This window comes from Kitasatospora sp. NPDC059160 (assembly GCF_042755465.1).
Lineage (GTDB): Bacteria > Actinomycetota > Actinomycetes > Streptomycetales > Streptomycetaceae > Kitasatospora.
The window spans coordinates 37,620-61,718 of sequence record NZ_JBHZCN010000048.1 but is presented as its reverse complement, the minus strand read 5'-3'; the positions used below and the strand labels follow the sequence as shown (position 1 = coordinate 61,718).

General features: G+C 73.7%; 22 protein-coding genes. 10 read left to right on the top strand and 12 right to left on the bottom strand.

The window, feature by feature from the left end; genetic code table 11:
• Positions 1-114: 114 nt before the first annotated feature.
• Together ACFXOZ_RS21550 and ACFXOZ_RS21545 are read left to right on the top strand one after the other, a co-directional pair.
• On the top strand, positions 115-384 hold the full coding sequence (locus ACFXOZ_RS21550) for a GlsB/YeaQ/YmgE family stress response membrane protein (protein ID WP_375887014.1): 270 nt from the start codon (positions 115-117) through the stop codon (positions 382-384).
• Between the two features lie 85 nt (positions 385-469).
• Complete coding sequence (locus tag ACFXOZ_RS21545) at positions 470-787, top strand: hypothetical protein (protein WP_380528562.1); 318 nt, start codon at positions 470-472, stop codon at positions 785-787.
• A gap of 7 nt (positions 788-794) precedes the next feature.
• Here the strand turns inward: ACFXOZ_RS21545 and ACFXOZ_RS21540 are convergent, their stop codons facing one another.
• On the bottom strand, positions 795-2,696 hold the full coding sequence (locus ACFXOZ_RS21540; RefSeq protein ID WP_375887010.1) for an amino acid transporter: 1,902 nt from the start codon (positions 2,694-2,696) through the stop codon (positions 795-797).
• Positions 2,697-3,091: 395 nt separating this feature from the next.
• On the opposite strand from ACFXOZ_RS21540, the gene ACFXOZ_RS21535 reads away from it, so the two are divergent.
• The 3 genes from ACFXOZ_RS21535 to ACFXOZ_RS21525 all read left to right on the top strand — a co-directional run bounded on the left by ACFXOZ_RS21535 (position 3,092) and on the right by ACFXOZ_RS21525 (position 6,896).
• Positions 3,092-4,657: a N,N-dimethylformamidase beta subunit family domain-containing protein gene (locus tag ACFXOZ_RS21535; protein ID WP_380592085.1), complete on the top strand. Its 1,566-nt coding sequence runs from the start codon at positions 3,092-3,094 to the stop codon at positions 4,655-4,657.
• A 194-nt stretch (positions 4,658-4,851) separates the two neighbouring features.
• Entirely contained in the window at positions 4,852-5,598 is a 747-nt protein-coding gene (locus ACFXOZ_RS21530) for a polyprenol monophosphomannose synthase (RefSeq protein ID WP_375887006.1), read from the top strand.
• A 59-nt stretch (positions 5,599-5,657) separates the two neighbouring features.
• Entirely contained in the window at positions 5,658-6,896 is a 1,239-nt protein-coding gene (locus ACFXOZ_RS21525; RefSeq protein WP_380592083.1) for an aromatic acid exporter family protein, read from the top strand.
• Between the two features lie 56 nt (positions 6,897-6,952).
• Here ACFXOZ_RS21525 and ACFXOZ_RS21520 read toward each other — a convergent pair whose 3' ends face one another.
• The 6 genes from ACFXOZ_RS21520 to ACFXOZ_RS21495 all read right to left on the bottom strand — a co-directional run bounded on the left by ACFXOZ_RS21520 (position 6,953) and on the right by ACFXOZ_RS21495 (position 12,450).
• The gene (locus ACFXOZ_RS21520) at positions 6,953-7,402 is read right to left on the bottom strand and encodes an SRPBCC domain-containing protein (protein WP_375887002.1); all 450 of its coding nucleotides are present in this window, start codon (positions 7,400-7,402) and stop codon (positions 6,953-6,955) included.
• Positions 7,403-7,406: 4 nt separating this feature from the next.
• A complete protein-coding gene (locus ACFXOZ_RS21515; protein ID WP_380528569.1) occupies positions 7,407-7,880 on the bottom strand; it encodes a VOC family protein in 474 nt (157 codons plus the stop codon).
• Positions 7,881-7,976: 96 nt separating this feature from the next.
• A complete protein-coding gene (locus ACFXOZ_RS21510; protein WP_380592080.1) occupies positions 7,977-9,977 on the bottom strand; it encodes a phosphocholine-specific phospholipase C in 2,001 nt (666 codons plus the stop codon).
• 14 nt (positions 9,978-9,991) lie between these two features.
• On the bottom strand, positions 9,992-11,425 hold the full coding sequence (locus tag ACFXOZ_RS21505; protein ID WP_380592078.1) for an endonuclease/exonuclease/phosphatase family protein: 1,434 nt from the start codon (positions 11,423-11,425) through the stop codon (positions 9,992-9,994).
• Between the two features lie 311 nt (positions 11,426-11,736).
• Positions 11,737-12,003, bottom strand: coding sequence for a metal-sensitive transcriptional regulator (locus ACFXOZ_RS21500; protein WP_030553044.1), 267 nt, complete (start codon positions 12,001-12,003; stop codon positions 11,737-11,739).
• Between the two features lie 99 nt (positions 12,004-12,102).
• Positions 12,103-12,450 carry a PRC-barrel domain-containing protein gene (locus ACFXOZ_RS21495; protein WP_375886992.1) on the bottom strand — a complete coding sequence of 116 codons (348 nt, stop codon included), beginning with the start codon at positions 12,448-12,450 and terminating at the stop codon, positions 12,103-12,105.
• A 244-nt stretch (positions 12,451-12,694) separates the two neighbouring features.
• Between ACFXOZ_RS21495 and ACFXOZ_RS21490 the strand changes: the two genes are divergently transcribed.
• Positions 12,695-13,525: an SAM-dependent methyltransferase gene (locus ACFXOZ_RS21490; protein ID WP_380592076.1), complete on the top strand. Its 831-nt coding sequence runs from the start codon at positions 12,695-12,697 to the stop codon at positions 13,523-13,525.
• A gap of 177 nt (positions 13,526-13,702) precedes the next feature.
• Positions 13,703-14,452 carry a DUF4097 family beta strand repeat-containing protein gene (locus tag ACFXOZ_RS21485; RefSeq protein ID WP_375886988.1) on the top strand — a complete coding sequence of 250 codons (750 nt, stop codon included), beginning with the start codon at positions 13,703-13,705 and terminating at the stop codon, positions 14,450-14,452.
• 86 nt (positions 14,453-14,538) lie between these two features.
• Here the strand turns inward: ACFXOZ_RS21485 and ACFXOZ_RS21480 are convergent, their stop codons facing one another.
• The 4 genes from ACFXOZ_RS21480 to ACFXOZ_RS21465 form a co-directional block, all read right to left on the bottom strand.
• Positions 14,539-15,192: a hypothetical protein gene (locus tag ACFXOZ_RS21480; RefSeq protein WP_380406600.1), complete on the bottom strand. Its 654-nt coding sequence runs from the start codon at positions 15,190-15,192 to the stop codon at positions 14,539-14,541.
• A 111-nt stretch (positions 15,193-15,303) separates the two neighbouring features.
• The gene (locus ACFXOZ_RS21475) at positions 15,304-15,978 is read right to left on the bottom strand and encodes a response regulator (RefSeq protein ID WP_380592073.1); all 675 of its coding nucleotides are present in this window, start codon (positions 15,976-15,978) and stop codon (positions 15,304-15,306) included.
• Entirely contained in the window at positions 15,975-17,438 is a 1,464-nt protein-coding gene (locus ACFXOZ_RS21470; protein ID WP_380592071.1) for a sensor histidine kinase, read from the bottom strand. Before ACFXOZ_RS21470 ends, ACFXOZ_RS21475 begins: the two co-directional genes overlap by 4 nt.
• A gap of 251 nt (positions 17,439-17,689) precedes the next feature.
• Entirely contained in the window at positions 17,690-19,906 is a 2,217-nt protein-coding gene (locus tag ACFXOZ_RS21465; RefSeq protein WP_375886981.1) for an MMPL family transporter, read from the bottom strand.
• Between the two features lie 390 nt (positions 19,907-20,296).
• Here ACFXOZ_RS21465 and ACFXOZ_RS21460 point away from each other — a divergent pair, with 390 nt between their 5' ends.
• The 3 genes from ACFXOZ_RS21460 (at position 20,297) to ACFXOZ_RS21450 (ending at position 23,547) form a co-directional block, all read left to right on the top strand.
• Complete coding sequence (locus ACFXOZ_RS21460; RefSeq protein WP_375886979.1) at positions 20,297-21,421, top strand: DegT/DnrJ/EryC1/StrS family aminotransferase; 1,125 nt, start codon at positions 20,297-20,299, stop codon at positions 21,419-21,421.
• Positions 21,422-21,509: 88 nt separating this feature from the next.
• Positions 21,510-22,454: an NAD-dependent epimerase/dehydratase family protein gene (locus tag ACFXOZ_RS21455; RefSeq protein WP_380528584.1), complete on the top strand. Its 945-nt coding sequence runs from the start codon at positions 21,510-21,512 to the stop codon at positions 22,452-22,454.
• A gap of 13 nt (positions 22,455-22,467) precedes the next feature.
• A complete protein-coding gene (locus ACFXOZ_RS21450; protein WP_380592069.1) occupies positions 22,468-23,547 on the top strand; it encodes a hypothetical protein in 1,080 nt (359 codons plus the stop codon).
• Positions 23,548-23,554: 7 nt separating this feature from the next.
• On the opposite strand, the gene ACFXOZ_RS21445 is transcribed toward ACFXOZ_RS21450, so the two are convergent.
• Positions 23,555-24,058 (bottom strand): hypothetical protein, encoded by a 504-nt coding sequence (locus ACFXOZ_RS21445; protein WP_380592068.1) that lies wholly within the window; start codon positions 24,056-24,058, stop codon positions 23,555-23,557.
• Positions 24,059-24,099: the final 41 nt, after the last annotated feature.

The window sequence follows — 24,099 nt, the reverse complement described above, 5'->3', positions numbered from 1 at the left end:
GAGGTTCCCCTCCGACGTGCCCGTTCGGCGGAACCGGGTGATCATGGGACGAACCGCGTCTTCGACGACACGGCGCGCCGGTCCATTCCGGCGGCGCCCGGAAGGTGGACCGCGATGTTCCAGCTCCTGTGGATTCTGCTCATCGGCTTCGTGCTCGGCGTACTCGCCAAGCTGATCCTGCGCGGGCCGCAGTCGATCCCCTGGTGGCTGACCATGCTCCTCGGCGCCGCCGGGGCCTGGCTCGGCAACGCCGTCTCCGGCTGGATCGGCGTGCGCCACACCTCCGGCATCGACTGGATCCGTCACATCCTCCAACTCGGCTTCGCCGTGGCCCTGGTGGCCCTCGTCGCCCCGGCCTGGTCCAAGAACCGCACCTCCCGCTGACCGGGCACCGCGCCGGGACTGTCAGTGGCAGCTGCAAGACTCCTGTCCGGGCCCACCGAACGGGCCCGGACGGGAGGGGCGCGCGATGCCCATCGGAGACCGCTGGCAACTGCTGCGCGAGGGAGCGCCGCTCGGCGACATCGTCGTGGACGGCGCCGACTTCCCCTGGCTGGACGGGCGATTCGTCCCCCGGGCCGGCTTCGCCGAGGTGAAGCCGTGGTTCGACGAGTCCGCCGCCTTCGTCGACGCCGAGGACCACGAGGCCTTCGAGCGGGCGTACGACCGGATCGACGGTGCGCTCACCCTGGCGTCCCCGAGCGGCCCGGTCGCCGAGTTCCTGCTGCACATACGTGGCGACCGGGCGTCGTGGCGGTGGTCGGACGAACCGTTCGACGAGGTCTGAACCCCGCTCAGCCCACGTGCACGGCGGGGCGGCGGGTGCGGTCGGGTTCGGCCTCGCGGAGGACTTCGCGGGTGACCGGGGCGATCTCGCCCTGGCCGAACAGGAAGAACCGCAGGAACTGGGCGAAGGGGTTGCCCTCGGTCCACTCGAAGTAGATGTGCGGCTGCTGCCCGGTCAGGTCGCGCACCTGGAGCAGCAGGGCGGCCAGCGCGTTGGGGACGCTGGAGCTCTGCAGCGAGAGCACCCGGTAGCGGTCGTGCAGCACTTCGCCGCGGACGGTCAGTTCGGCCTCGAAGTCGGACGGGTCGAGCACGGTGACCTCGACGAAGACCAGGTCGTCCTCCGGCGGGATGTCGTTGTCCCGGCGGATCTGGTGGACCTTGTCGCGGTACTCGGCGAGGTCCCGGCTGTTCGGCTCGTTGGCGATCAGGCGCAGCGGGCGGTACGTGTAGTCCCGGACGAACCGCTCGGCGACGTCGTCCAGGACCACGTCGGTGACGCGCAGTTCGAAGGCGCGCTTGAGCCGGGAGAGGAAGGACACCAGCATGATGCCGGCGATGAAGCAGGCGCCGATCTTGACGCCGTCCGGGCGCTCGGCGATGTTCACGGCCGTGGTGTAGAGGAACACGGCGGCGATCACCGCGAAGGTGACGGTCCAGTGCCGCTCCCCGGCCTTGCGGGCGGCGATGGTGACGGCGACCGCGGCGGAGCTGATCAGCACCAGGACGCCGGTCGCGTAGGCGCCACCCTGGGAGTCGACGTTGGCGTCGAAGATCCAGGTGACCAGGAAGGCGATCAGGGTCAGCACGATGACGGTCGGCCGCACCGCCCGGGCCCAGTGCGGGGCCATGCCGTAGCGGGGCAGGTAGCGGGGCATCAGGTTGAGCAGTCCGGCCATGGCGGAGGCCCCGGCGAACCAGAGGATGGCGATGGTGGACAGGTCGTAGACGCTGCCGAAGGTGCTGCCCAGGTTCTCGTGGGCGAGGTAGGCGAGGGCCCGCCCGTTGGCCGGGCCGCCGGTCTTGAAGGCGTCCTTGGGGATGAGCAGCGTGGTGATGATGCTGGTGGAGATCAGGAAGGCGCTCATGATCACGGCGGCGGTGGTGAGCAGGTGCCGGGCGCCGCGGATGCGGCCGGTGGGCTTCTCCTCGGTGTCGTCCGGGTCACCCTCGATGAGCGGCATCACGGCGACGCCGGTCTCGAAGCCGGACAGGCCGAGGGCGAGCTTGGGGAAGACGATGAGGGCGACGCCGATCATCGCGAAGGCGTTGCCGTGCTCGGCGGTGAGGGCGTCGGTCCAGTCGCCGAACAGGTGCGGTTCCTTGAACACGTGCCAGAGGCCGTTGGCCACCACCACGACGTTGAGCGCGAGGTAGACGACGACCAGGACGACGGCCAGGCCGATGGCCTCGCTGAACCCCTTGAGGAAGACCGCGCCGAGCAGGGCCACCAGGATCAGGGTGAGCATCACCTGCTTGCCGGACAGGGCGCTGTGCAGGTGCGGGTTCTCGATCAGGTGGGCAGTCGCGTCGGCGGCCGACAGGGTGATGGTGATCATGAAGTCGGTGGCGGCGAAGCCGAGCAGGGTGAGCACGAAGAGCTTGCCCTGCCAGAACGACAGCAGCCGTTCCAGCATCGCGATCGAGCCCTGGCCGTGCGGGCTCTCGGCGGCGACCCTCCGGTAGACCGGCAGGGCGCCGAACAGGGTGACCAGCACCAGGACGACGGTGGCGATCGGTGACAGCAGGCCGGCCGCGAGGGCGGCGATGCCGGGTTGGTAGCCGAGGGTGGAGAAGTAGTCCAGGCCGGTCAGACACATCACCCGCCACCAGCGCGTGCCCTTCTCGGCGGGCGCCTCCACGTGCGGGCCGGGGTGCTGCTTGGCCATGTCCGAGAGGCCTTCGAGCATCCACGCCCGGAACCTCGTGCCCCGCGTCGAAGGCGCCGTTCCCGGTTCGACCGAACCCGAGGAGACCACGTACACCCCTGTCCACGACTTCGGCCGGCCGCCGCACGGTTCCGGACCCCCAAGGCCGCCGGACGGCGGGCCCGGGCCAGGCTAGGGGACCGGGGCGGAGCGGCCGGGCAGCCGCGCGGCCCAACACGCCGGGGTGCGCCCGGACGGCCCTGCCGGCCTACGGCCGACCCCCGGCCGTGCCCGGCGCCAGCGGCGCGGCGGTGTCCGGTGCCTCCTCGAACGGGGTAGACATGTCCGCGCGCGTTGACTCAATGGATTGACCCATCCGGTTGACCCACGGAGCCCGCGCGCCCAGGGGTACGGCGACGGACGGCAGGGAGACAGCGGTGACGGAACCGACTCGGCGGAGGATCCTCGGCCTGGGCCTGATGGCGGCCGCCGTCACCTCCTGCGGCACCCAGCGCTCCGACGCCGCCGCGCACCCCACGCCCGACGCCCCGGGCACCCCCGGCCCGGCGGACCCCTCCGGCGCCCGGCACCCCGGGCCCGAGGACGCCGCCCCGGACGAGCAGTCGCTGCCCGGCAACGCCGACTGGCAGATCACCGACCCCGGCGCGCCCGGCGCCGTCGAGGGCTTCGCCGACCGGGTCAGCGTGCTGCCCGGCGAGAGCTTCGGCCTGCACGTCTCCACCGCGGCCGCCGCCTTCACCGTCTCCGCGTACCGGATGGGCTGGTACGGCGGTGCCCGGGGCCGGCTGGTCTGGCGCCGGGCGCACGTCCCCGGCGCCAAGCAGGCCGCCCCGCACGTCGACCCGGCCACCCGCACCGTGCTGACCGGTTGGCAGCGCACCCTCGCCGTGGACACCGCCGGCTGGCCCGAGGGCGCCTACCTGCTGCGGCTGGACGCCGAGGACGGCTCCGGCCGCAGCTACGTCCCGCTCACCGTCCGCTCCGCGACCACCGCCGGAAGAACCGTGGTGATGGGCGCCCCGGCGACCTGGCAGGCCTACAACGAGTGGGGCGGCTACAGCCTCTACAACGGCCCGACCGGCACCCTGGCCACCCGCTCGCTGCGGGTCGTCCTCGACCGGCCGCACGACTACGACCACGGCGCCGGGCGCTTCCTGGTCTACGAGGCGCCGCTGATCGCCCTGGCCGAGCAGCTCGGGCTGCCGCTGGCGTACACCACCGGGATCGACGTGGCCCGCGAGCCGGGCCTGCTGCACGGTGCCAGCGCCCTGCTCTCGCTGGGCCACGACGAGTACTGGTCCCCCGAGCAGCGCGCCCACGTGACGGCGGCCCGCGACGCCGGGACGAACCTGGTGATCCTGGGCGCCAACTGCTGCTTCCGCCGGGTCCGCTTCGAGCCCGGCGAGCTCGGGCCGGACCGCACCGTGGTCTGCTACAAGGACGCCTGGGCGCAGGACCCGGGCCACCAGGCGGGCGCCCCGGCGACCACCGACTTCCGCACCGGCCCGGGCGCCGACCCGGAGAGCTCGCTGCTCGGCGTGATCTACGACGGCTACCCGGTGGACGCCCCGTACGTGGTCACCTCGCCGGAGCACTGGGCCTTCGAGGGGACGGGCGTGACGGCCGGGGTGTCCTTCCCGCACCTGGTCGGCGTCGAGTACGACCGGGTCGACACCGCCTTCCCCACCCCGCGCCCGATCGAGGTGATCGCCCACTCCCCCGTGGTCTGCGAGGGCCGGCGCTCCCACTCCGACACCGCCTACTACACCGTGCCCAGCGGCGCGGGCGTCTTCGCCACCGGCACGATGCGCTGGGTGGAGGCCCTGGACGCCCACGGCAGCGGCGTGCACGGCATCGACGCCCACGCCGGGGACGTGGTCCGCAAGGTCACCGAGAACGTCCTGCGCCTCTTCGCCGCCGGTCCGGCCGGCCGCACCCACCCCGCCCGCGACAACCTCGCCACCGTCTACGGCACGGCGTAGGACCTGCCCCGCGGTCCATCGTGATCGAACCGGCCCACGGCCCCGGGCCCGGGACTCCGCCCCGCCGCCCCCGGGCGGGAATGGGCCGTCGCCCCGGCTACACTCGCACGATCTGACAGCAGCGAAGGTCGTCCAGGACAACCGACCGGTGCGGCACGGGGTGCCGGCCGGCGAGGGCACGAGGGAAACAGAACATGGTCGAGGCCTCCCCGAAGGTCGTTGTCGTCGTCCCCACGTACAACGAGCGGGAGAACCTTCCGGTCCTCGCCGGGCTCCTCACGGACCTCGCGGTGCCGAACCTGCACCTGCTGGTGGTCGACGACAACTCCCCCGACGGCACCGGCGAGATCGCCGACAAGCTCGCCGCCGACTCCGCGGGCACCGTCGGCGTGCTGCACCGCACCGAGAAGGACGGCCTCGGCCGCGCCTACCTGGCCGGGATGGCCCGGGCGCTGGACGAGGGCGCCGACGTCGTGGTCCAGATGGACGCCGACCTCTCGCACCCGGCGTCCGCGATACCCGCGATGGTGGGCACCCTGCTCGCCGACCAGGGCACCGCCGTGGTGCTCGGCTCCCGCTACGTGCCCGGCGGCTCGACCGCCGCGGAGTGGCCCTGGCACCGCAAGGCGCTCTCCGCCTGGGCCAACTTCTACGTCAACGCGATCCTCGGCCTGGGCGTCCGGGACGCCACCGCGGGCTTCAAGGCCTGGCGGGCCAGCGCCCTGCGGGCCATCGACCTGCCGACCGTGCAGAGCAACGGGTACTCGTTCCAGGTCGAGATGAACTACCGGGCGGTCCAGCACGGACTGGCCATCCGCGAGGTGCCGATCCGCTTCGAGGAGCGGATCGAGGGCGCCTCCAAGATGAGCATCGGGGTGCAGGTGGAGTCCGCGCTCGCGCCCTGGAAGCTGCGCTTCAACCGCGAGGGCCAGGGGGCCTGAACGAGTAGTCCCGGCCGCGGCGGGCGGTGCGGGCGGCTGGTGCGGGGAACAAGGCCGTCATGGCCCTTCTCCCGGAGTCCCTGACGACCCTGGTCCGCCGCGCCGCCCGGGACCCGTTCGCCGTCCAGACGCTGCGGGCCACCGTGGCCGCCACCCTGTCGTACGCGGTGGCCACCCGGCTCAGCAGCGAGCCCGCGCCGCTGACGGCACCGCTCACCGCGCTGCTGGTGGTCCAGGTCACCGTCTACTCGACGCTCAAGACCAGCGTCCGCCGGGTGGTCTCGGTGGTGGTCGGGGTGCTGATCGCGATCGGGTTCAGTGCCGTGGTCGGGCTCTCCTGGTGGAGCCTCGGGCTGATCATCCTGGCCTCCCTGGTGATCGGGCGCTACGTCCGGGTCGAGGAGTTCGTCCAGGAGGTCGCGATCAGCGCGATGCTGATCCTCGGCGTCACCAAACTGACCTCCCAGGCCTGGGACCGGGTGCTGGAGACGCTGATCGGCGCGGCCGTCGGCCTGCTGTTCAACCTGCTGTTCGCCCCGCCGGTCTGGGTGGACACCGCCGGCGAGTCGATCGAGGACCTGGCCCGGCGGGCCCGTCAGCTGCTGGTCGACATCTCCGAGCAGCTGGGCCGCCCCACCCCGGTGGCCCGGGCCGCCGAGCGGCTGCACGAGGCCCGGCGGCTCGACCAGGCGATCGCGGACGTGGACGCGGCGCTGCGCCAGGCCGAGGACAGCCTGCGCCTCAACCCCCGGATCAGCGAGGGCCTGCTCTCCCGGCTGGTGCTGCGCACCGGGCTGGACACCCTGGAGATCTGCGTGGTGGTGATCCGGGTGCTGGCCCGCTCGGTCACCGACCTGGCCAAGCGGCGCGGACCGTCGGAGCGGCTGTTCCCGCCGGAGGTCGCGGTCGGGCTGGAGGAACTGCTGGCGCACGTCGGCGGGGCGATGGTCAGCTTCGCGGTGCTGGTCACCACCCAGGTGAGCCGCAACGCCGAGGAGGCGGAGGAACGGCTGACCGCCGAGCTGGCGGCGGCCTGGACGTGCCGGGAGAACGTCGCCCAGGTCCTGCTGCGCAAGGTCCAGCAGCACCCGGAGGCCTGGCAGTTGCACGGCGCGATGCTGGCCGAGGTCGACCGGATCCTGGACGAACTGGACCTGGAGCACCGCAGTCGGCGGCTGATGGAGGAGCTGGACCGGGCGTCGCTGGCCGGCCGGGAGCGGTTCTCCCGCCTCACCGGGCTGCGCCGCGGCCGGCGGCGGGAGGAACGGGAGCGCCCGGCGGCGGGGGCCGGGCGCTGATGGGGGGGTGAGGGGGGCGGCGAGGGAGCAAGGGAGCGACGGGGAGGCGGCTGCGGTCAAGGCATCAGCCAGGGCTGCTGCGGCAGCGGGTGGCCGGTCTCCAGGTAGGTCTTGAGGTTGGACAGCACCGCCGACCAGCCCCGTTCGGCGTCGGCGCGCTCGGGCTCGTCGGCGAGGTCCTCGTGGGTGACGGTGAGCCGGGTGAGGTCCTGCCAGTGCCGCAGCTCGAAGGTGACCCGGGAGGGCCCGCCGGGGCGTTCGCCCTCCGGTCCGCCCCAGGTGGTGACCAGCCGGTGCGGGCGGTCCGCCACCTCGACGGTGCCGATCACGTCGGCGATCCCGGAGTCGTCGGTGCGCCGGTGCTCCCAGGGCTCGCCGGGCAGCCAGGTGGAGACGTTGCGGTGGCCCCAGTAGAGGCCGGACTCGTCGGCGTTGGTGAGCGCGTGCCAGACCCGTTCCGGGGTGGCGCGCAGGTAGACGGTGCTGCGGTGGCGGAAGGCGGTCACGGCCTCAGCCCCCGGCCGCGTCGAGCAGCTGCTGGATCTCGATCTTCCCCATCCGCATCATGGCCGCCGTCACCCGGTCGGCTTTGGCCCGGTCCTCGCCGCCGACCAGGTCGAGCAGGATGCGCGGGGTGATCTGCCAGGAGAGGCCGTAGCGGTCCTTGAGCCAGCCGCACGGGCCCGGCTCGCCACCGTCGGCGGTGAGCTTGGTCCAGAGGTCGTCGACCTCCCGCTGGTCCTCGCACTCGACCTGGAGCGAGATCGCCTCGGTGAAACGGAACATCGGGCCGCCGTTCAGCGCCGTGTAGGGCCGGCCGGCGAGTTCGAACTCGACGGTCATCACCGTGCCGGCCGGCACGGGGGCGCCCTCGCCGTAGCGGGTGACCTTGGTGATCGCGGAGCCGGGGAACAGCGAGGTGTAGAGGGCGGCGGCGGCTTCGGCCTGGTCGTCGAACCAGAGGAAGGTGGTGATTTTCTGCATGGGCCCGACGGTAGCGGCGGGCTCCGACAGCGCGGCCGAGCCACGGCCGGGGGTCACCGGTTCGGCGCCCCCGGCCGGTCTCGGCACGCCCCTGGGTCAGTGCACCCAGCCCGCGTAGCGCTGGACGAAGCGCTGGCCGGTGTGGGCGGTGACCACGACGTCGTAACGGCCCTGCTTGTCCAGCGGCCAGGACAGGTCGACCTGCCTGCCGGGCTTGACCCAGACGGTCTGCGGGCTGCCCGCGAAGTCGTTGGGCGCGGCGGTGAACGCCACGTCCGTCAGACCGTCGTTGGCCACCTGGAGGGTGAGCTTGAGGCTGCCGTGCAGGTCGGCGGTGACGATCGGCACGCCGATGTCGTTCTGGCCGTCCTGCCCGTCCCGGACGACCGTCCCGGCGAAGCGGCGCACGAAGCCGTCCGGGCCGTGCACGGTGAAGTCGTAACGGCCGTCGGTGGCGGCCGCGTCCCAGACGTAGGTGGCGTTGGCGCCGGGGGCGACGGTGTACGGGGTGCCCGCGAACGGGAGCAGGATGTTCGGGTAGACGGTGTACGGGAAGGCCACCGAACCGTCGTTGCTCATGGTGCAGGTGACCTTGCCGCTCCTGCGGTCCACCGCGACGTCGGCCCAGGGCTGGTAGGGCAGCGGGCGGTGCGGGCGCTCGCCGCGCTCCTGGACGGGCATCGCCTGGGCGCCGGTGGCGGGGAGGGCGACACCGGGCAGCTTGGTGCCCGCGTCGGCCTTGGCCATCAGGGCGTTGGTGTCCGGCAGCTTCGGGATCGAGGTGTCCGGGGCGGCGAAGTCGAAGCAGCTGGTGAGGTCGCCGCAGACGGCCCGGCGCCAGGCGGAGATGTTGGGCTCGGCCACGCCGGTCACCACCTCCATGAAGCGCAGCACCGACGTGTGGTCGAACACCTGGGAGTTGACCCAGCCGCCGCGCGACCAGGGGGACGCCACCCAGAGCGGGACGCGGTTGCCGAGGCCGATGGCGCGGCCCTGGGTGAACTCCTCGGGGGTGCCGGGCTCGGGGGTGGGTGGGACGACGTGGTCGAAGTAGCCGTCGTTCTCGTCGTACATGACCAGGAAGACGGTGTGCTGCCAGACCTCGGGGTTGGACATCAGCGACTGCAGCGCCTGGTTGACCCAGTGCGCGCCGTAGGCCGGGCCGGCCTCCGGGTGCTCGGAGAACAGGTACGGCGCGACCAGCCAGGAGATGGTCGGCAGGGTGCCGTCCTTGCAGTGGCGGTCGAAGTCGGTGGGGTCGAACTTGGTCATCGCGTTGACGTAACGCGGGTCGTCCTGCGGGAAGTTGTGGAACTGCTTGAAGTAGGAGAGCGCGTTGTCGTCGTAGTCGCCGGTGCGGTCGTCCTTGCTGGGGTTGTGGTAGACCCGCCAGCTGACGCCGGCCGTCTGGAGGCGCTCCGCGTAGGTGGTCCAGTCGGCGACGGGGTTGTCCGTGACCGGGGTGTTGTCGATCCAGGGGCCGGTGGTGCCGTCGCGGCCGGGGCCGGAGGTGCCGGTCCACAGGTAGAGCCGGTTGGGGTCGGTGGGGCCGGCCAGCGAGGTGAAGTAGGCGTCGCAGAGGGTGAAAGCGTCGGCCAGGGCGTACTGGAAGGGGATGTCCCCCCGGGTGAAGTAGCCCATGGTGCGCTCGCCCTTGGCGGCGATCCACTTGTTCATCGCGCCGTTGTTGATGGCCTGGTGGCCGGTCGCCCAGTCGTGGGCGAGGCCGCCGGCGTTCTGCGCGTTGTACTTCGAGGTGTCCATCCGGTACGGCAGCATCGCCCCGCCGTCGCTGCGGCGGGCATCGGGCTGGCGGAACACGTCGGTGCCGTCCGGGAACTGGAGCGCCTGCTTGTCGCCGAAGCCGCGGACACCGCTCAGGGTGCCGAAGTAGTGGTCGAAGCTGCGGTTCTCCTGCATCAGGACGACGACGTGCTTGACGTCCTTCACGGTGCCGGTCAGGGCGGTGGCAGGCGCGGCGGCCGGGGCGGGGGCCGCCGGAGCGGCGTCGGCCCGGGTGGCGGCCAGGCCGGTCAGGGCGGTGGCGCCGACGGCCGCGGAGGCGCCGACGAAGGTGCGGCGGGAGAGCTCGGACATCACGAACTGGCCTCTCAGAGCTGGAAGGTGGCGACGGCGGCGGCGGTGTCGGAGGGCCACTCGTTGGCGGCGGTGTTCGGCTCCGGCTGGGGCCAGTCGGCGACCAGGGTGTGCGCCTCGACCAGTTTCAGCGCTCCGGTGTACTGGACGACGTCGATCCGGTCCTGCGGCTCGGGGCGGTCGCCGCGGCGCTTGCGGGTGGGCGACCAGGTCGCGCCCGGGGCCTTGGCCGGGTCGCGGTTCTCCTCGCGGAAGGTGTCGGTCAGCCCGGCGGCCTGGAGTTCCTTGGTGACCGGCCAGGCGAGCGCGCCGACGCCCTGGTGGGCGGCGGCGGTGGCGGCCGTCCAGTCCAGGTGGGAGGGCGAGGACAGCGCGCCGGCCAGCACCACCGGGAGGCGCCGGGCGGCGTCCGCGCGCACGGCGGCGGCCAGCGCCTTGGCCTGCTTGAGCCGCAGCGAGGCGTTCTCGGCAGCCAGCACCTGGGCGGCCGTGGCACCGTCCTGCACGGCGTACGGGCCGTAGCCCGCCTCGTCGAGGTGTGCGGCCCAGAACCGGACGGCGCGGCCGCCGGGCAGCTGGACGGTGGCCGCGACGGCGGGCAACTCGGCGGTGGCCGCGGTCGGTTCGGTGAGCGGGTAGCGGCTGAGGATGCCGACGCTGCCCGGGCTCTGGAGGGAGTACCAGCCGAGGGCGTCGGCCAGGGTCTTCGCCCGCTCGCCGGCCGTCTCCTGGAGGGCGAGCACGTCCAGCCCCTGGGCGAGGACGACGCGCAGCTGCTTCTCCAGCGCGTCGGTGCAGCCGTTGCCGGCGTCGTGCAGGTTCCAGCTGGCGGCCTTGAGCCGCGGCGGGGCGGCCTGGTCCACGACGGGGACGAGCACGGTGACGGTGTCGGTGGCGCCGGTGCTGTCCTTGACGCCGACCACGACCAGCTCGGGGTTGCGGGCGGCGGCGGGCGCCGTGCCGGTGATCGTGCCGTCGGCGGCGACCGAGGCCCAGGCCGCGCCGCCGAGCTTGCGGTAGGCGGCCGAGCCGGGGGCGTTGCCCGCCGGGCGGGACCAGAGGCCGCCGAGCCGGATCCGCACGGCCGCGCCGGGGGCGACCGGGGTGGCGGTGAAGGAGTCGACGACGGCGTGCGGGCGGACCACCGGGGGCTTGGGGCGGAAGCCGAACGGGGCGGTCCGGGCCAGGATGCCGTAACCGTCCTTGGCCAGCAGGTAGGCGGTGTACGGGCCGCCGGTCAGCGCGGAGGTGTCGAGCTGGACGTCGCCGGAGGTGCCGGGGGTGTACTTCCAGAGCAGCGAGGAGCCGGTGCCGGGCTGGCGGCTGCCGTCGTAGATGCCGACCCAGTTCTTGGCGTCGGGGGCATCGGTGGTCCAGTGGAAGGTGAGCCGGTCGCCTTCGGCGGGGCTGCCGGATGAGGTCGGGGTCAGGGCGCTGCCTGCGGCCACGGTTGTCCTGTCCGCCGCCGACGGGCCCGGTCCGCCGGGGGACGGCGCCGGGGCCGCACGCGGCTGGTCACGGAGGCTGGGAGGGAGGATGCCCGCAGTTGGCTGTACAACTAGGGGCGGGCTCATTCATCCGAAGGTCAGCGACCGGGACGTGAACGGCGCGTGACGGGGCATCGGGCGGTTCGGGAACTCCGTGGCGCGACCCGCTCCGGACATGCGCGGAGGGCCGCGACGGGCGATCCGTCGCGGCCCTCGGGGGCGGGCTCGCGGTGCGGCCCCGCGGGCCAGGGCCGGGGCTCGGGCTCGGGCGATCAGGCCAGGGCGAGGAAGAGCTTCTCCAGTTCGGCCTCGCTCATCGGCGCGCCGTCCTCGTCGGCGGCGGCCATGCACTGGCGCATCCCGCTCGCAACGATCTTGAACCCGGCCCGGTCCAGGGCGCGCGAGACGGCGGCGAGCTGGGTGACCACGTCCTTGCAGTCCCGCCCCGCCTCGATCATCGCGATCACCCCGGCCAACTGGCCCTGGGCCCGACGCAGTCGGTTCAGGACCGCGCCGACCGCCTCCTCGTCCACCTGCATGTCCGGGCCGCCTTTCACCTCGACTGTCGATGGACAAGTGTACCCGGTGGGGTATTCATTCCCGACCGGACGAAGATCGTCCCGCAGCGGGCGGCGGGATCAGCGCCGGGCCAGCCGCCGCTCGCCCGCGGCGCCCGTCGCGTACGGCAGCTCGTAGTACGCGAACACCTCGGGCTCGTCGGTGGCGGGCAGGATGTCGTCGGTGCCGATCGCCGGGGCGTCCTTGACCTTGCTCCGCGGGTGCGCCACCCGCAGGTAGGCCGGACCGGCCACCGCCCCCTCCAGCGGGACGAAGGCCAGGCGGCGCTTGGCCATCACGCCGATCGTGACGGTGGCGAAGAACGGCTCGTCGGTGGACGTCTCGACGTAGACCGACTCAAGCGTGCCGATCCGCTTGCCGTTCTCGTCGACCACGTCCTGGCCCCGCCACTCGCGGATGTCTGCCATAGCGATTCCCATGGACCCGGACCTCCCGTGTCACGCGCTGCCACTGCCGTCGGCCCCTGCCGCCGGCCCCCGGAGTTCCCATCCTCCGCCGGGACCGCCGCCGGGGCACCACGAAAGGGACATACGGGGGCGAGCCGGCCAACCGCCACCAGGGCACTGACCTGGGCTTTAGGCTGTCCGCCGACGTTCGGGAACAGCCCGCCCGGGGAGCGCCCCGGCCGGGACGGCCAGAGGGGCGGCAGGCATGGGGTACACGAGCATGTGGGAGTCCGGCGACCCCCGGATACCGGCCGACCTGCGGCCCGACACGCCCCACCCGGCCCGGATGTACGACTACTACCTGGGCGGCAAGGACAACTTCCCCGCCGACCGCGCCGCCGCCGAGAAGGCGCTCGCCGCCAACCCGGAGTTCCGCTCCACCGCCCGGGCCAACCGGGGCTTCCTGACCCGGGCGGTGCGCTGCGTCGCCGGGCTGGGCGTCGACCAGTTCCTCGACGTCGGCACCGGCATCCCCACCGCCGGCAACACCCACGAGATCGCCTGGGCCGTGGACCCGGCCGCCCGGGTCGTCTACGTCGACAACGACCCGATCGTGCTCAGCCACGCCCGCGCGCTGATGGCGGGCTCCGGGCCCGGACGCACCACCGTGCTGCGGGCCGACCTGCGGGAGCCGGCGGCGGTGCTGGAGGCCGTCCGGGCCGAGGGGCTGCTCGACTTCTCCCGGCCGGTCGGGCTGGTGCTCGCCGCCGTGCTGCACTTCCTGCGCGACGAGGACGAGCCGTACCGGGCGGTGGCCACGCTGCTCGCCGCCGTGCCGTCCGGCAGCCACCTGGTGCTCTCGCACGGCACGGCCGACTTCATCCCCGCCGCCGTGCGGGACCGGGTCACCGGCGTGTACGACAAGGCGACCGCGCCGCTGGTCGGGCGGAGCCGGGAGCAGGTGCGGGAGTTCTTCGACGGGCTGGAGCTGCTGGAGCCCGGGGTGGTCACCGTTCCGCTCTGGCGGCCGGAGGGGGAACCGGCCCCGGGCGCGGAGCGGGTGAGCATGTACGGCGCGGTGGCGCGCAAGACCTGACCCGACGTCACATGCGGTGCGGTGGAACGAGGTGGTGCTGGCCGGAGTGCCGATTGGGGGGTTTTTACCACCGCCCCGGCCCCGGGGCCCCGGCTACTGTCGTCGGGACGGCTCCGGAGCGGGGCGGTCGCACGGGGTCAGCACGCCACGCACGCGCATGACTTGGGGGGAACCACCATGGTCCACGACCGCCGCCACGTCCACCGACTCACCTACCGCTACGCCGGGGTCGTCCTGGCCGCCGGGCTCGCCACCGCGGTGCTCACCGCCTGCGATCCGGTCGGCACCTCGTTCAGCGACGACGCGACCGTGTCCGACAAGGTCACCGCGGTCAAGCTCGACAACTCCTCCGGGGACGTCACCGTCCACGGCAGGACCGGCACCGGGGGCGTCTCCGTCCACCGGAAGATCACGTACCACAGCGGCAAGCCCGGCACGAGCACCCGGGTCGACGGCGGGGTGCTGGTCCTCGGCGGCTGCGGGCACAACTGCTCGGTGGACTACACCGTCGAGCTGCCCGCCGGACTGCCGGTCAGCGGCGGCACCTCCGCCGGCGGGATCCACCTCTCCCAGATCGGCGAGGTCTCCGTCCACACCGACGCCGGGGACATCTCCGTCGACCAGGCCGCCGGCTCGGTCGACGTGCGCACCAACAACGGTGAGATCAAGGGAACTTCGCTCAAGGGCGACCGGATCCAGGCCAAGACCGACAACGGCGGGATCAACCTCACCCCCGGCAAGGCCCAGGACATCAAGGCCAGCACCTCCAACGGCGAGATCCACGTCACCGTCCCCGCCGGCTCCTACCACGTGAGCGCCGGGACGGACATCGGCGAGAAGCACATCGGCGTCCAGAACGACCCCAACGGCAAGTACAAGCTGGACCTGGGCACGGACATCGGCGACATCACCGTCAAGACCGGCTGACCGGCCCCGGGCCGGGGGCGCCGGCGCTCCGGGGGCGCGTGTCGGTCCGCGCGCACCCGGAGCGGGCGGGGCAGAGGGCCAGAGGGTCAGAGGGCGGTCTGGACCTCGGCGCGGTGGCGGATGTACTCGTCGGGGTGGGAGCGGGCGATGGTGACCGCCGCCTCCACCAGGGCGTGCAGGTCGGCCGGGTAGGCGCGCGGCACCAGCGGCAGGCCGGGCAGGATGCAGCGGCGGACGTCCAGGTCCTCGTTGCCGACGAACTCCCGCAGTGCGGCCCGGTTCCAGCTGTCGCGGACCGTGGCGCCCTCGTCGGCGGTCGCGTGCCGGCCACCGCGGACCGTCAGCGCCGTCCAGTACCAGGCCCGGGCGGCGCCCGCCCGCTCCGGGTTGGTGCCGGTCCGCAGGTAGTCGAGCAGGGCCAGTCGGACCCGGCGCTGGCCGAAGGCGATCAGGGCGGGCTCGACGAAGCGGCGGTTGAAGCTCGGGTTGGGGTCGTGGACCGCCGCCTCCAACAGCGGCTCGAAGTACTCCTCGGGCAGCTCGGACCGGCCGGTGAGCGCCTTGTGGACCTCCCATCGGGCCGCACCGGCGTAGTCCGCCCCCGTCGCGACCTCGGCCCCGAGCACGCGGAGCAGACGTGCGAGCCGCAGCTCGAACGCCTGCGACCCGCCCCCCGTGCGCTCGGGCAACGGCTGGAGAATCCGCACCTCGCCGGCCGTGTCCTTGGTTTCCACGAACATCCTCCTCATTCTGAGTCATCGGAAGACTACTCGCTGATACACCAGTTCGGAGTCGGTTTTCGGCCAGGACCGGATCTTGAACGGCCTCCGCGACGGAGGATTGACGTCGCGTCAGACCGGGCGGCCGGGCGGGACCAGCCCGGACTGGTAGGCGATCGCGACGAGCTGGGCGCGGTCCCGGGCGTCCAGCTTGGACATCGCCCGGTGCACATGGGTCCGGACGGTGAACGGGCTGACGAACATCCGCTCGGCGATCTCCTCGTTGGTGAGCCCGGTGGCGGCCATCGACATCACCTCGCGCTCACGGGCGGTGAGCACGGCCAGCCGCTCGGCGGACGCGGCGGCGGCCGGGTCGGGCTGGGCGAGGAACTGCTCGATCACGGCGCGGGTGGCGGCGGGCGAGAGCAGGGCCTCGCCGGCCGCGACGGTGCGCACGGCGGCGAGCAGTTCCTTCGGGTCGGCGCCCTTGCCGAGGAAGCCCCCGGCGCCCGCGCGCAGCGCCTGGGCCACGTACTCGTCTATCTCGAAGGTGGTGAGGATGAGCACCCGGGTGCCGGAGAGCTCCTCGTCGGCGCAGATCTCGGCGGTGGCGCCGAGGCCGTCGGCGCCGGGCATCCGGATGTCCATCAGCACGAGGTCGGGCTTGGTGGCCCGGGCGAGTTCCACCGCCTCCCGGCCGTCGGCGGCCTCGCCGACCACCTCCATGTCCTCCTCGGCGTCGATCAGCATCCGGAAGGCGCCACGCAGCAGGGCCTGGTCGTCGGCGAGCAGCACGCGGATGGTCATGCGCGGTCCTTGTCCTTCCGGATGGCGTGATCGGGTCGGGTCGGGTCGGCGGGGGCGGCCCGGTCGGGGGAGCCGACGGGGCCGGTGGGGCGGTCGGAGTCCGTGGGGTGGCCGGAGCCGGTGGGGCGGACGGGCAGGACGGTGCAGTCGCGCCAGAAGGCGTGGGCGGGCCGGTCCCTGGCGGCGGGCCCGGCCGGGTGGCCCGGTCCGGGCGTGCTCACGGCCCGGGCGGTGTCCACCGCCGGGGGCGCGACGTCCTCCCGGGCACCGGTGCGCAGCGGGAGTTCGGCGGTGACCAGGTAGCCGCCGTCCGACTGCCGGTCGGCGGTGAGGCGGCCGCCCACGGCACCGGCCCGTTCGCGCATGCCGATCAGGCCGAAGCCGCTCTCGCCCGGGGCGGGCGGCGGCAGCAGGGCGGTGCGGGGGCGCCCGGGTCTGGTCGGGCGGCTGTTGGCGACGCTGACGGCGACCCGGCTGCCGCTGTAGGAGAGGGTGACCTCGGCGTCGGCGCCGTGGGCGTGCTTGGCGACGTTGGTCAGCGACTCCTGGACGATCCGGAAGGCGGTGAGGTCGACGCCGGGCGACAGCGGCCGGGCCTCCCCCTCGACGGCGAGCCGCACCGGCAGGCCGGCCCGTTCGAAGGCGTTGATCAGCTCGGGCAGCCGGTCGAGGCCGGGGGCGGGTTCGAGCGGGGCGGGTTCCTCCGCGCGGCGCAGCAGGCCGACGGTGGCGCGCAGCTCCTGGAGGGCGGAGCCGGTGGCGTCGGTGATGTGGCTGAGCACCTCGCGGGCCTGCACCGGGTGGCTGTCCATGAGGTGGACGGCGATGCCGGCCTGGGCGTTGGCGAGGGCGATGTGGTGGGCGACGACGTCGTGGAGGTCGCGGGCGATCCGGATCCGCTCGTCGGCGACCCGGCGGCGGGCCTCCTCCTCGCGGGTGCGTTCGGCGCGCTCGGCGCGTTCCTCGATGGCGGCGAGGTGGGCGCGGCGGTTGCGGATGGAATCGCCGAGGGCGCCGGGCAGCAGGGCCCAGGCGAGGACGCCGAGCCGCTCGCCGAGCGGGCCGCCGGGGCCGAGGAACAGCGATATCCCGCTGAGCAGGACGGCGGTGACGATGGAGGCGCGCAGCGCGGTGGCGCGGTCGGTGCGGGTGGCGAGGGAGTAGAGCGCGAGCAGCAGCGGGGTCGCCAGCGTCGGGGTGAGCCGGGGGCTGACCACGGCGAGCAGCATCGTGCAGAGCAGCGTGACGGCGACCACGGCGCGCGGGTGGCGGCGGTGGAAGAACACGACCACCGCGGCGATCAGGGCGAGCAGGCCGGTGGGCAGGTCGACCGGGGCGAAGCGCCCGCTGTTCTGGTCGATCGTGGCGCCGAGGGCGGTGATCCCGATCAGGGCCGTGCCGCCGGCGATGTCGAACGCCCGGGGGTGCTCACGGCGCAGGCGCTGCCAGGTGTCGCTCATCGTCCTGTTCTCCGGGTCGGGGTGCCCTGGCGGCACCCTCGCCGGGTTCTGCCAGTCGGTGTCGCGCCGCGCCCCGGTGCGGGGTGCGGAACGCCGAGCCGGGGCCTGCGCGCGGACGGCGGCCCCGACAGCAACGGTAACGGGTGGGGCTCGAACCGTTGTCCGAGCCGGGTGGCGCCGGGCCCGGCCCGAGGGGTGCTCGGGCCGGGCCCGGTGTCACCGGGTGCGCCGGGCCCAGGCCCGGACAGGACCTAGACGGTGACCGGCTCCTTGGCCGGTGCCGGTTCGGGGGCGGCGGTGTGCAGCTTGCTGCCCTCGACGTCGACGTCGGGTATCAGGCGGTCGAGCCAGCTCGGCAGCCACCAGGCGCGGCGGCCGAGCAGGGCGAGGACGGCCGGGACGATCGTCATCCGGACCACGAAGGCGTCGAAGGCGACGGCCGCGGCGAGGCCCAGGCCCATCATCTTGATCATCGGTTCGCTCATCCCGATGAAGCCCGCGAAGACGGCGATCATGATGAAGGCGGCCGCGGTGACCACCCGGGCGTTGTGCCGGAATCCGGTGACGATGGCCTCGCCCGGCTCCTCGCCGTGGACGAAGGCCTCACGGATCCGGGTGACCAGGAACACCTCGTAGTCCATGGCGAGGCCGAAGACCACGCCGATCATGAAGATCGGCATCATGCTCATCACCGGACCGGTCTGCTCCACGCCGATCAGGTCGGCCAGCCAGCCCCACTGGAAGACCGCGACGACCGCGCCGAGCGCGGCGGCCACCGAGAGCAGGAAGCCGAGCGCCGCCTTGAGCGGGACGAGGACGGAGCGGAAGACCACCAGCAGCAGCAGGACGGCCAGGCCGACGACCACGGCGAGGTAGGGCAGCATCGCGTCGCTGAGCTTCTGCGAGACGTCGATGTTCATCGCCGTCGTACCGCTGACCAGCACCGTCGCCCCGGTGGAGGCCTTGAGGCCGGCCGCCTGGCCGCGGATGGTGTGGACCAGGTCCTTGGTCGCGCTCTCGGCCGGGCCGGTGGCCGGAATGGCGTTGAGCAGGGCGGTGTCCCCCGCCTTGTTGAACATCGGCGGCGTGACCGTGACCACGCCCGGCACGGCCGAGACGCTCTTGGCGACCTCGCCGGCGGCGGCCTTCGGGTCCGCGGTGCCCTTGACGTCCACCAGGACGGTCAGCGGCCCGTTGAAGCCGGGGCCGAAGCCCTCGGACAGCAGGTCGTAGGCACGGCGCTGGGTGGTGGAGGTGGGCTTGGCCTCGTCCCCGGGCAGGCCGAGGCGCAGGTCGAGCGCGGGAGCGGCGAGCACGCCGAGGCCGACCACGCCGAGCAGCAGCACCGCGAGCGGGCGGCGCACGATGAACCGGGCCCAGCGGGAGCCGCCGTTCTCCTTGGCGCCGACCGGCCGCGCCGCGCCGTCGCCGTCGGCCTGGGCCTTGCGGGTCTTGCGGGGCAGCGCCCGGCGGCCGATGAAGCCCAGCAGCGCGGGCACCAGGGTGAGCGCGACCAGCACGGCGATGACGACCGTCCCGGCGGCGGCCATGCCCATCTTGGCGAGCATCGGGATGCCGACCACGGAGAGCCCGGCGAGGGCGATCACCACGGTCAGGCCGGCGAAGACCACCGCGGAGCCGGCGGTGCCGATGGCCCGGCCGGCCGCCTCCTGCTGGGTGCGGCCCTCGGCGAGCTCGGCCCGGTAGCGGGACACGATGAACAGGGCGTAGTCGATGCCGACCGCGAGGCCGAGCATCATGGCGAGCGTGCCGGTGGTCGAGGAGAGGCCGAGCACGCTGCCGAACGCGGTGATCAGCGACATGCCGAGGCCGACGCCGATCACGGCGGTGAGCAGCGGCAGGCCGGCGGCGACCAGCGAACCGAAGGTGATCACCAGGACGACGGCGGACAGCGCCATGCCGATCGCCTCGCTGCTGCCGCCCGCGTCGGGCTTGGCCATCAGCGCGTTGCCGCCGATCTCGACCTTGAGCCCGGCGTCCCGGCCGTGCTGGGCGGCCTGCTGGAGGGCGTCGGTGGCGCCCTTGGACACCTCACCCGCCTTGGCGGAGTAGCTGACCGTCGCGTAGGCCGTCGAGCCGTCCTTGGAGACCGCGCCCGGCATCTTGAACGGGTCCACCGCGGCCGTGACCTGCTCGCCGTGGGCGAGCTCGGCGACCGTCTTCTCGACGGCCTGCTGGTTCGGCCCGGCGGTGATCTTCTGCCCGGAGGGCGCGACGAACACCAGGCGGGCCGAGGCGCCGTCGGCGTGGCCGCCGGGGAAGCGCTCGTTCATCAGGTCGAAGGCCTTCTGCGCCTCCGTGCCGGGCATCGAGAATCCGTCGTCGGGTGCGGCGGGCGCCTTCGCCGCCAGGACTCCGGCGAGCGCCAGCACGGCGACCCAGAGCAGGGTCACCAGCCGGCGCCGGGCGAAGGCCCATCGGCCAAGGCGGTACAGGATCGTTGCCACGGGGGAACGGGCTCCTTCGGATTCGGAAGCAGGTGCGCGGAGGGGACGGGTGCGGGAACGGGCCCCCGGAGGCGGTCCGCTCGCAGCATGACCAATCCTTGATCGCCGACCCCTGCTCCGTCGTCGTCCCTGCGCAGGCCGTTTGCGTACTGCGGACGCAGTAGGGCCCTCCCCCGTACGGAGGAGCGCACGCCCCGCACCGGGAGCAGCCGGGAGCAGCCCGTTGGCCTGCGGCGGGAGCAGTCCCGGGTCACCCGGCCGGCGGGTGACGACGGGCCGCGACCGCCCCGGCCCAGTAGCGTGATGGGCCACTGGCCCGACCGTTTTGCCCCGGTCCGGGCCGACCCGTCCCGATCGGTGCTGACCCCAGCCCGCCGCCGGAGGTGCCCCATGGGCGTGCCAGCCGCCCGCATCGTGTTCGACGAGAACGACCGCGCTGCCGTCGCCGACGCCGTGACCGAGATGCTCACCACCGGTGCCCTCACCCTCGGCCCGTGGACCGAGCGGTTCGAGCAGGCCTTCGCCGCCGAGCACGGCGCCTCGCACGCCGTCGCGGTGAGCAGCGGCACGGCGGCCCTGGAGATCGTCCTGCGCGGTGTCGACGTGCGCGGCCGCGACGTGGTCGTCCCCGCCGTCACCTTCTACGCCACGGCCGGAGCCGTGGTGCACGCGGGCGGCCGCCCGGTGTTCGCGGACGTCGACCCGGCCACCCTGGCGCTCTCCCCGGAGACCCTGGCCGCCGCCCTCACCCCGGATACCGCAGCCGTCGTACTCGTCCACATCGGCGGGCTCGTCACGCCGGACGTGGACGCCCTGCGCGAGCTCTGCGACCAGCGCGGCATCCCGCTGGTCGAGGACGCCGCGCACGCCCACGGCAGCAGCCTGGGCGGCCGGGCCGCCGGGACCTTCGGCCTGGCCGGGGCCTTCTCCTTCTACCCGACCAAGGTCACCACCAGCGGCGAGGGCGGCATGATCCTCACCGAGTCGCCCGAGCTGCGCGACGAGGCCCGGATCCACCGCGACCAGGGCAAGGGCTCCTTCGGCACCAACCACCACGTCCGGCTCGGGTACTCCTGGCGGATGAGCGAGCTGCACGCCGCCGTCGGCGCCGTGCACCTGCGCCGGCTCAAGGAGTTCATCGAGACCCGCCGGGCCGTCGCCCGCCGCTACGACTCGGCACTGGCCGGCGTCGACGGCCTGCGGCCGGTGCTCGAACCGCCCGGCAGCCGCGGCAACTACTACAAGTACGTGGCGCTGCTGGCGCCCGGCGTCGACCGCGCCGCCTTCAAGAAGGCGGTGGCCGAGGAGTACGGGGTGCGGATGTCCGGCGAGGTCTACGACCTGCCGCTGCACCTCCAGCCCGTCCTCGCCCCCTACCGGGGCGGTCCGCTGCCGGTGGCCGAGGACGTCTGCGCCCGGCAGGTCTGCCTGCCGGTGCACTCCGACATGACCGAGGACGAGACGGAGCTGGTCGTCGAGGCCGTCTCCACCGTGCACCGGCGGATGGCCGGCTAGCCGGCCTGCCGCGTAGCCGGACAGCCGGACAGACCGGACAGACCGGACAGCCGGACAGCCGGACAGCCGGACCGAAAGGAGCAAGACCGTGCGGATAGCCGTCACCGGGGGCTGCGGGTTCATCGGCTCACACGTCGTGGACCACCTGATCGCGGCCGGCCACGAGGTGCTCGCCGTGGACACCACCGACCAGTACCTCAACCCCGACGCCGAACACGCCCGCCTCGACATCCTCGACCTGCCCGCGCTGACCTCGGCGCTGGCCGGCAGCGAGGTGGTCTACCACCTGGCCGCGATGGCCGACGTCGAGCAGGTGTCCGCCGACCCCGTCCGGGCGGTGCGGACCAACATCGACGGCACCGAGGCCGTCCTGGAGGCCGCCCGGCGCAGCGGACTGAGCCGCACCGTCCTGGCGAGCACCGTCTGGGTCTACGGAGCAGCCCTCACCGACGACCAACTCGACGGCGGGGAACAGGAGTTGGACGAGCACGTACCGATCGAGCTGGAACACAGCGGGCACCTGTACGTGGCCACCAAACTCGCCGCCGAGATGCTGGTGCACAGCTACCGCGAGCTCTACGGGCAGCACTTCACCATCCTGCGCTACGGCATCCCGTACGGTCCGCGGATGCGCGACGAACTGGTCGTCGCCCGGTTCGTCCAGGCCGCGCTGGAGGGACGGCCGATCACCATCGCCGGGGACGGCCGGCAGAGCCGCAACTTCGTCTACGTCGAGGACCTCGCCGACGCCCACGTCCGCGCCCTCTCCCCCGCCGCCGAGGACCAGACCTTCGCCCTGGAGGGCTCCACGGCCGTCTCGGTGCGCGACATCGCCGACACCGTCGACCGGCTGCTCGGGCCGGTCACCATCGAGCACATCGACGGGCGCAAGGCCGACTACACCGGGCGGCGGATCTCCTCCGCCCAGGCGAAACGGCTGCTCGGCTGGTCGCCGAGGACCCAGTTCGCGGACGGCGTGCACCGCTACGCCGACTGGTACCGGGCCGGCGCCGCCGCCCCCGCCGCCGGCTGACCCGGAACGCCCGATGCCGCACGCCCTGCTGGTCTCCGGCTCGCTCGGCCAGGGCCACGACGTGATGGCCCAGGCCTGCGCCGACACCCTGCGCGAGCGCGGCTGGAGCACCGCCACCGTGGACGCGATGGCGCTGCTCGGGCAGCGGTCGGGCGCCGCCGGGGAAGCCGTCTTCCGGCGGCTGCTCGACCTGCCCGGGGTCTACGACGCGTTCCACTTCTCGGCGCTGCGCCCGGGCGCCCGGCTCGCCCTGCTCGCCGACGCGGCCGCGCGCAGCCGACTCGTCCCGGCGCTCGGCGCGCTCGTCGAGGCGCAGCGGCCGCAGCTGGTGGTCTCGGTGTTCGCCACCGCCAGCTCGGCGGTCAACCGGCTGCCGGGGCGGGAGTTCCGGCACTTCGTGTTCTGCACCGACGTCACCCCGCACCGGCTCTGGGTGCAGGAGGGCACCGACCTGTTCCTGGTCACCTCCGAGGTCGCCGCCTGCGCCGTGCGCCGCTACCGGCCCGACGCCGACGTCGCCGTGCTGCCCGCGCCGCTGCGGCAGCCGTTCTACCGGCCGCCCGGCCGGGCCGAGGCCCGGGCCGACCTGGGTGTGCCGGCGGACGCCGGGTGCGTGCTGCTGATGTCCGGCTCCTGGGGGCTCGGGCCGATCGCCCGCACCGCCGCCTCGCTGGCCGCCGCCGGGCCGCACGTGCTCGCCGTGGCCGGGCGCAACCGGGAGCTCGAACTGCGGCTGCGGGCGGCCGCCCGCCGGGAGCCGCGGCTGCACGCCTTCGGCTACACCGACCGGATCCCGGCCCTGATGGCCGCCGCCGACCTGGTCGTCACCAGCTCCGGCGACACCTGCAGCGAGGCCAGGGCCCTCGGGCGCCGGCTGCTGCTGCTCGACGTCGTCCAGGGCCACGGGCGGGACAACCTCCAGCACGAACTGGAGCTCGGCCACGCCGACGTGGCCACCGCGCGCCCGGCCGAGGTGGTCCGCAACGCGCTGGCCGCGCTGGGCCGGCCCGAGCCCGACCCCTCGCCCGGCGCCACCCCGGACGCCTGGAGCAAGGGCTTCGGCGCGGCCCTGGAACGGGTGGGGCTGGGGTGAGCGGCCCTCAGCCGCCGTGGGCCTCGGGGTTCACCGTGCAGAAGAAGACCCGGCTGCGCTCCCGGTCGAAGAAGAACGACCCGGTGTACCGGCCGTGGGTGACCGAACGGTCGTAGTCCTCGCTGTGCAGCCAGGTCGCCTGCCGGCCGTCGCCCAACTCCCTTTCCAGCACGTCCGGGAGGCCCGGGCAGCCGAGCGGCCCCGGCTGCCAGCTGCCGCCCCCGCTCCCGCTCCCGGTGATCGCGGCGAGCGTGGCGGGCTCGATCCCCGCGAAGCCGTCCACGCGCACATCGGTCGGGCCCGGTACCGCCGCCCGGCCGTCACCGGGCCCGCCGCCCAGCACCGCGCCGACCCACGTCGCCCCGGACAGCGGGCCCAGCTCCGGGAAGCGGCGCTGCAACGGCTCGGTGTCCGAGCGCAGTCGGGCCGGGGTCGGGGCGGTCGCGGCCGGACCGTCCCCGCCGGCCGACGAGCAGCCCGAGACGAGCGCCCCCGCAACGAGTACCCCCACGACCGCCACCGGCAGCACGGACGCCAGGACCGCCGGCCCGA

Excerpts from the sequence above, each read along its gene's own strand:
- ACFXOZ_RS21550 (WP_375887014.1), top strand. The coding sequence starts at position 115 with ATGTTCCAGCTCCTGTGGATTCTGCTCATCGGCTTCGTGCTCGGCGTA.
- ACFXOZ_RS21545 (WP_380528562.1), top strand. The coding sequence starts at position 470 with ATGCCCATCGGAGACCGCTGGCAACTGCTGCGCGAGGGAGCGCCGCTC.
- ACFXOZ_RS21540 (WP_375887010.1), bottom strand. The coding sequence starts at position 2,696 with ATGCTCGAAGGCCTCTCGGACATGGCCAAGCAGCACCCCGGCCCGCAC.
- ACFXOZ_RS21530 (WP_375887006.1), top strand. The coding sequence starts at position 4,852 with ATGGTCGAGGCCTCCCCGAAGGTCGTTGTCGTCGTCCCCACGTACAAC.
- ACFXOZ_RS21525 (WP_380592083.1), top strand. The coding sequence starts at position 5,658 with ATGGCCCTTCTCCCGGAGTCCCTGACGACCCTGGTCCGCCGCGCCGCC.
- ACFXOZ_RS21515 (WP_380528569.1), bottom strand. The coding sequence starts at position 7,880 with ATGCAGAAAATCACCACCTTCCTCTGGTTCGACGACCAGGCCGAAGCC.
- ACFXOZ_RS21510 (WP_380592080.1), bottom strand. The coding sequence starts at position 9,977 with ATGTCCGAGCTCTCCCGCCGCACCTTCGTCGGCGCCTCCGCGGCCGTC.
- ACFXOZ_RS21500 (WP_030553044.1), bottom strand. The coding sequence starts at position 12,003 with ATGCAGGTGGACGAGGAGGCGGTCGGCGCGGTCCTGAACCGACTGCGT.
- ACFXOZ_RS21495 (WP_375886992.1), bottom strand. The coding sequence starts at position 12,450 with ATGGCAGACATCCGCGAGTGGCGGGGCCAGGACGTGGTCGACGAGAAC.
- ACFXOZ_RS21490 (WP_380592076.1), top strand. The coding sequence starts at position 12,695 with ATGGGGTACACGAGCATGTGGGAGTCCGGCGACCCCCGGATACCGGCC.
- ACFXOZ_RS21485 (WP_375886988.1), top strand. The coding sequence starts at position 13,703 with ATGGTCCACGACCGCCGCCACGTCCACCGACTCACCTACCGCTACGCC.
- ACFXOZ_RS21480 (WP_380406600.1), bottom strand. The coding sequence starts at position 15,192 with ATGTTCGTGGAAACCAAGGACACGGCCGGCGAGGTGCGGATTCTCCAG.
- ACFXOZ_RS21475 (WP_380592073.1), bottom strand. The coding sequence starts at position 15,978 with ATGACCATCCGCGTGCTGCTCGCCGACGACCAGGCCCTGCTGCGTGGC.
- ACFXOZ_RS21470 (WP_380592071.1), bottom strand. The coding sequence starts at position 17,438 with ATGAGCGACACCTGGCAGCGCCTGCGCCGTGAGCACCCCCGGGCGTTC.
- ACFXOZ_RS21460 (WP_375886979.1), top strand. The coding sequence starts at position 20,297 with ATGGGCGTGCCAGCCGCCCGCATCGTGTTCGACGAGAACGACCGCGCT.
- ACFXOZ_RS21450 (WP_380592069.1), top strand. The coding sequence starts at position 22,468 with ATGCCGCACGCCCTGCTGGTCTCCGGCTCGCTCGGCCAGGGCCACGAC.